The sequence below is a fragment of the Kitasatospora sp. NPDC058190 genome, from assembly GCF_042883685.1.
Taxonomy (GTDB): Bacteria; Actinomycetota; Actinomycetes; order Streptomycetales; family Streptomycetaceae; genus Kitasatospora.
Genome location: NZ_JBHVVI010000089.1, coordinates 31,731 through 37,730, shown reverse-complemented (window position 1 = coordinate 37,730; position 6,000 = coordinate 31,731). Strand labels below are relative to the sequence as shown.

Here is a 6,000-nt window from a genome sequence, read left to right as displayed (position 1 = left end):
CCCCTCTGGCGAGAGGGACGCGCTGCGGGAGGGGGCGGCGCAGGGGGTGGCCCGGAGAGGGGCGTGACGGGTGATTTTCAGACTGCCACCGCCCCCAACGCCCCACCCCACCGAATGGGCAGTCTGAAAATCACCCAGCCCCCGGAGCGGCCACCCCCGGAGCCGCCCCCGGCCACCCACCCTCCCGAAAGCCCCCCACCACCACAGAAACCCCCACCCGACAACCGGGCAGGGGCCTCCGTCACTCCGTCAGCACACCACTCAGCGGTGATCCAGCGCCGGGTTGACCGTCACCTCGACCCGCTGGAACTCCTTCAGCTCCGTGTACCCCGTGGTGGCCATCGCCCGCCGCAGCGCACCGAACAGGTTCATGGTCCCGTCCGGCGTGTGCGAAGGACCGGTCAGGATCTCCTCGGTGGTGCCGACCGTACCGAGGTCCACCCGCTTGCCGCGCGGCAGCTCCTCGTGGACGGCCTCCATGCCCCAGTGGAACCCCTTGCCCGGGGCGTCGGTGGCACGGGCCAGCGCGGCACCGATCATCACCGCGTCGGCGCCGCAGGCGACCGCCTTCGGGATGTCGCCGCTGTAGCCGACGCCGCCGTCCGCGATCACGTGCACGTAGCGGCCGCCGGACTCGTCCATGTAGTCGCGGCGGGCGGCCGCCACGTCGGCGACGGCGGTGGCCATCGGCACCTGGATGCCGAGCACGTTGCGGGTGGTGTGGGCGGCGCCGCCGCCGAAGCCGACCAGCACGCCGGCCGCGCCGGTCCGCATCAGGTGCAGCGCGGCGGTGTAGGTGGCGCAGCCGCCGACGATCACCGGGACGTCCAGCTCGTAGATGAACTGCTTGAGGTTGAGCGGCTCGGCGGCGCTGGAGACGTGCTCGGCCGAGACGGTGGTGCCGCGGATGACGAAGACGTCGACGCCGGCGTCCACGACGGCCTTGGAGAACTCGGCGGTGCGCTGCGGCGAGAGCGCGGCGGCGGTGACCACGCCGGAGTCGCGGACCTCCTGGATCCGCTGCTTGATCAGCTCGGCGCGGATCGGCGCGGCGTAGATCTCCTGCAGGCGGCGGGTGGCGGCGGCCGCGTCGGTGATCGAGGCGATCTCGTCCAGCAGCGGCTGCGGGTCCTCGTAGCGGGTCCAGAGGCCTTCCAGGTTCAGCACGCCCAGACCGCCCAGGCGGCCGATCTTGATGGCCTGCTCGGGCGAGACCACGCTGTCCATCGGGGCGGCCAGGAACGGCAGCTCGAAGCGGTAGGCGTCGATCTGCCAGGCGATCGAGACCTCCTTCGGGTCACGCGTACGGCGGCTGGGGACGACGGCGATGTCGTCGAAGGCGTACGCCCGGCGGCCGCGCTTGCCTCGCCCGATCTCGATCTCAGTCACTTCGAGCCCTTCTGCTTTGTTGCTCATGCCCGCCGGGTCACCCCGGCCGCCCCCAGTATCCCGTACCGGAGCTGGTCCCGCCCCGACGGCCCGGCCGCCGGACACGGCGAGGGGCCCGCCGTCGCGGGTGCGACGGCGGGCCCCTCGGTGGTCCGGCCCTGGTCCCTCAGCCGTTCAGGCCGTCCAGGCCGTTCAGCGGGACGAGTAGTTCGGCGCCTCGACGGTCATCTGGATGTCGTGCGGGTGGCTCTCCTTGAGGCCCGCCGAGGTGATCCGGACGAAGCGGCCCTTGCTCTCCATCTCGGCGATGGTGGCGGCGCCGACGTAGCCCATGGTCTGGCGGAGGCCGCCGACCAGCTGGTGCAGCACGGCCGACAGCGGGCCGCGGTACTGCACCTGGCCCTCGATGCCCTCGGGGACGAGCTTGTCGTCCGAGGCCACCTCGGCCTGGAAGTAGCGGTCCTTGGAGTAGGAGCGGCCCTGACCGCGGGACTGCATGGCGCCCAGCGAGCCCATGCCGCGGTAGGACTTGAACTGCTTGCCGTTGATGAACAGCAGCTCGCCCGGGGACTCCTCGCAGCCGGCCAGCAGCGAGCCCAGCATCACGGTGTCGGCACCGGCGGCCAGCGCCTTGCCGATGTCGCCGGAGTACTGCAGGCCGCCGTCGCCGATGACCGGCACGCCGGCCGCCTGGCAGGCCTGGGCGGCCTCGTAGATGGCGGTGATCTGCGGGACGCCGATGCCGGCGACCACACGGGTGGTGCAGATGGAGCCGGGGCCGACGCCGACCTTGACACCGTCCACGCCGGCGTCGATCAGCGCCTGGGCGCCGTCCCGGGTGGCGACGTTGCCGCCGACCACGTCGACCTTGACGGCCGACTTGATCTTCGCGATCCAGGCCAGCGCGTTGTGGCTGTGGCCGTGCGAGGTGTCGACGACCAGGAAGTCCACGCCCGCCTCGACCAGGGCCTGGGCCCGGTCGAAGGCCTCGGCGCTGGCGCCGACCGCGGCACCGACCAGCAGACGGCCCTCGGCGTCCTTGGCGGCGTTCGGGTACTGCTCGGCCTTGACGAAGTCCTTGACGGTGATCAGGCCCTTGATCCGGCCCTCGTCGTCGACCAGCGGAAGCTTCTCGATCTTGTGGCGGCGCAGCAGCGCCATCGCGTCCACGCCGGAGATGCCGACCTTGCCGGTGATCAGCGGCATCGGGGTCATGATCTCGCGGACCTGGCGGCTGCGGTCCGACTCGAAGGCCATGTCACGGTTGGTGACGATGCCCAGCAGCTTGCCGGACTCGTCGGCGATCGGCACGCCGGAGATGCGGAACTTGGCGCACAGCGCGTCGGCCTCGGCCAGCGTGGTGTCCGGGCCGACCGTGATCGGGTCGGTGACCATGCCGGACTCGGAGCGCTTCACCAGGTCGACCTGGTTGGCCTGGTCCTCGACCGACAGGTTGCGGTGCAGCACGCCGACGCCGCCCTGGCGGGCCATCGCGATGGCCATCCGCGACTCGGTGACCTTGTCCATCGCCGCGGACAGCAGCGGGATGTTGACGCGGACGTTCCGGGAGACCCGCGAGGAGGTGTCGACCTGGTTCGGCAGCACCTCGGAGGCCCCGGGCAGCAGCAGGACGTCATCGAACGTGAGCCCGAGCATGGCGAACTTCTCGGGTACGCCTGCGGCGTTGTAAGACATTTGGGGGGTACCTTCCGTGGCCGGCCTTATCCGCTCACGCCCTGAGGGAGGGGGCGCGTTCATCGCTCACTCGCGCAGACCGCCGAAAGCCGGGTGGATTCGGAGGAACCTCCAAGGGAACCCCGTGCGCACCCGCGAAACTTTGGCAACCTGCCCAGGCGCCGATACCCCATGGTACTGGCACCGCGAATGTGCCTCGTGTGCCCTTGACAACAACCCCGCACCGTGGCTCATTCCGCCCGGTCGACGTGGGGCGTGCCCGACGACTGACGTGGGGCGTGCCCGGCGACTCCCGCCGGGTGTCCGACGCGAATCGCCGGACGCGCCCTAGGACGATTCCTCGGCGAGCGCCCGCAGCCGGCTGAGCGCCCGGTGCTGGGCCACCCGGACGGCGCCCGGCGACATCCCGAGCACCTCGCCGGTCTCCTCCGCCGACAGCCCGGCGGCCACCCGCAACAGCACCAGCTCGCGCTGACGGGCCGGCAGGTTGGAGAGCAGTTCCTTGGCCCAGGCCGCGTCGCTGCTGAGCAGCGCCTGCTCCTCCGGGCCGAGCGCCTCGTCCGGCACCTCCGGCAGGTCGTCCTGCGGCACGACCGTCGAACCGGGCCCGCGCATCGCGGCCCGCTGCAGATCGGCGATCTTGTGCGCGGCGATCCCGTAGACGAAGGCCTCGAACGGCCGCCCCTGGTCCTTGTACCTGGGCAGCGCGCACAGCACCGCGACGCAGACCTCCTGGGCCACGTCGTCCACGTGGTGCCGGGCCCCGCCGGGCAGCCGGACCAGCTTGGCGCGGCAGTAGCGCAGCGCGAGGGGGTGGACGTAGGCGAGCAGGGCGTCGATGGCCGGGCCCTCGCCGCGGACGGCGGCCGCGACCAGTTCGCCCACCAGGGGCGAGCCGCCCGTACCGAGCACCGGCGGGCGGCCCGGTCCGGCCCCGGTACCGGGGCCGCCGGAGTCGGCGTACGACGGATCGTGCCCCGGGCCGGAGGGCTGGGCCTCACCCGGGTCCACCTGGCCGGCCGCACCGGCGACGTCGTCGCGCATCGGTCCATGGTGCCTGGTCGATCGGGAAAACGCGGCACCGCGTCCGGAGTTGTGCACCGGAACGTTATGCGCTGCGGCACCGCGCGGTGTGCCGTGCATCACCGGCCCCTCCTGCACCGTGCCGCCTCCCGCCCCGCCGCCGTGGGTGGTCCTGTCCGTCGCGCCGTCCGCCGAGTGTCCTGCGGCTGCGTGGTTCGCCGCAGTGCCTGTCCGCTGGTCCCCGAGGTGCTCCACTCCTCCATGGTGCAACCTCGGGACCGTAACGTCACACGCCCGTGCGACACCCGCCCCGGGAATCGACGGCGGCGCGCCTGGGCCGGCGGCGCCGGCGGTGGTCAGCGGACCAGGCCCCAGCGGAAACCCAGCGCCACCGCGTGCGCGCGGTCGGAGGCCCCGAGCTTCTTGAACAGCCGTCGGGCATGGGTCTTCACGGTGTCCTCGGACAGGAACAGCTCACGGCCGATCTCGGCGTTGCTGCGGCCGTGGCTCATGCCCTCCAGCACCTGGATCTCACGCGCCGTCAAGGTCGGCGCCGCCCCCATGTCGGGGCTGCGCAGCCGGCGCGGGGCGAGCCGCCAGGTCGGGTCGGCGAGGGCCTGGGTGACGGTGGCCCGCAGTTCGGCGCGAGAAGCGTCCTTGTGCAGGTACCCGCGGGCACCCGCGGCCACCGCGAGGGCGACCCCGTCGAGGTCCTCCGCGACGGTGAGCATGATGATCCGGGCGCCCGGGTCGGCGGACAGCAGCCGCCGGACCGTCTCGACCCCGCCCAGGCCGGGCATCCGGACGTCCATCAGGACGAGATCGGAGCGGTCGGCCACCCAGCGGCGGAGGACCTCCTCCCCGTTCGTCGCGGTGGTGACCCGGTCCACGCCGGGTACGGTCGCGACGGCGCGGCGAAGCGCCTCGCGGGCGAGCGGGGAATCGTCGCAAACGAGAACGGAAGTCATGACCGTCGTCCTCCGCAGCTGATCCGCGTCACGTTGAGCCTCCTGGCTGGTACGAACCTCTCCGACACGGCCGATCGGCGACGGACTTCGTCCTGATCGCCCCGACTTGCCCGCGATCGTTCCCGACGTCCGGCGCCCGCTAACCGCCTCCGCACTTCCAACGACCGTCACTCGAATGAGTTACGGCCTTCGGGCCATCTCCACCACTGTACGTGGCCAACCCGTTACCGATCAGCCGCATCGCGGTGCACACGCCGCACTTTTGCGCAGCTCGCGCGCGGTCGGCGTACGACCCGCACACCGGTGCGGTGTGTCATGCGCCCGTCGGCCACCCGATTGCCGCACCCACGCCCTTCGAAACCTATTGCCCACTTTGCCCGCTTTTATAGCTTTCTCATGGTCATTGACTGTTGTGCCCGTGTGTGGGTGACTTGTCCATGGAGTTGCCTTAAGTCATATTTCCAGGTGTCCATACCAACGCGGGTCGCCCCGCCGGGCACCGCTCGGCCGCAGCCCGCCGAGCACGCCCGACCGACGGCCGATCGCATCCGAAGGGAATGAGCCATGGCAGATTTCTCCCGCCTCCCCGGGCCCAACGCGGACCTCTGGGACTGGCAGCTCTCGGCAGCCTGCCGCGGTGTGGACAGCTCGCTCTTCTTCCACCCCGAGGGCGAGCGCGGGGCGGCGCGCAGTTCGCGCGAGGCCAGCGCCAAGGAGGTCTGCATGCGCTGTCCGGTGATCGCCGAGTGCGCCGCGCACGCCCTGGCGGTCCGCGAACCGTACGGCGTCTGGGGCGGGATGACGGAGGACGAACGCGAGGAGATGCTGGGCCGCTCGCGGCACCGCCTGGTGGAGGTCCCGCTGACCCCGCCGGCGGTCGCGCGGCACTAGACCCGCCTCCATGGTGCGCCGTGAAGAAACGTTT

5 protein-coding genes are annotated in these 6,000 nt (G+C 71.7%); 1 reads left to right on the top strand and 4 read right to left on the bottom strand.

What is annotated here, in order from left to right:
• Positions 1-261: 261 nt before the first annotated feature.
• The 4 genes from ACFVWU_RS32175 to ACFVWU_RS32160 all read right to left on the bottom strand — a co-directional run bounded on the left by ACFVWU_RS32175 (position 262) and on the right by ACFVWU_RS32160 (position 5,075).
• Positions 262-1,389: a GuaB3 family IMP dehydrogenase-related protein gene (locus tag ACFVWU_RS32175; RefSeq protein WP_380613937.1), complete on the bottom strand. Its 1,128-nt coding sequence runs from the start codon at positions 1,387-1,389 to the stop codon at positions 262-264.
• A gap of 192 nt (positions 1,390-1,581) precedes the next feature.
• Positions 1,582-3,084, bottom strand: a complete 1,503-nt coding sequence (gene guaB, locus ACFVWU_RS32170; protein ID WP_380613939.1) for an IMP dehydrogenase — start codon at positions 3,082-3,084, stop codon at positions 1,582-1,584.
• A gap of 327 nt (positions 3,085-3,411) precedes the next feature.
• Entirely contained in the window at positions 3,412-4,128 is a 717-nt protein-coding gene (gene shbA / locus ACFVWU_RS32165; protein ID WP_387627455.1) for an RNA polymerase sigma factor ShbA, read from the bottom strand.
• A 335-nt stretch (positions 4,129-4,463) separates the two neighbouring features.
• Positions 4,464-5,075 (bottom strand): response regulator transcription factor, encoded by a 612-nt coding sequence (locus tag ACFVWU_RS32160; protein ID WP_014136228.1) that lies wholly within the window; start codon positions 5,073-5,075, stop codon positions 4,464-4,466.
• Between the two features lie 564 nt (positions 5,076-5,639).
• Here ACFVWU_RS32160 and ACFVWU_RS32155 point away from each other — a divergent pair.
• The gene (locus ACFVWU_RS32155) at positions 5,640-5,966 is read left to right on the top strand and encodes a WhiB family transcriptional regulator (protein WP_380341270.1); all 327 of its coding nucleotides are present in this window, start codon (positions 5,640-5,642) and stop codon (positions 5,964-5,966) included.
• Positions 5,967-6,000 lie beyond the last annotated feature (34 nt).

What these genes read in the sequence shown, in the direction of transcription:
- guaB (WP_380613939.1), bottom strand. Translation starts at nt 3,084, where the DNA reads ATGTCTTACAACGCCGCAGGCGTACCCGAGAAGTTCGCCATGCTCGGG.
- shbA (WP_387627455.1), bottom strand. Translation starts at nt 4,128, where the DNA reads ATGCGCGACGACGTCGCCGGTGCGGCCGGCCAGGTGGACCCGGGTGAG.
- ACFVWU_RS32160 (WP_014136228.1), bottom strand. Translation starts at nt 5,075, where the DNA reads ATGACTTCCGTTCTCGTTTGCGACGATTCCCCGCTCGCCCGCGAGGCG.
- ACFVWU_RS32155 (WP_380341270.1), top strand. Translation starts at nt 5,640, where the DNA reads ATGGCAGATTTCTCCCGCCTCCCCGGGCCCAACGCGGACCTCTGGGAC.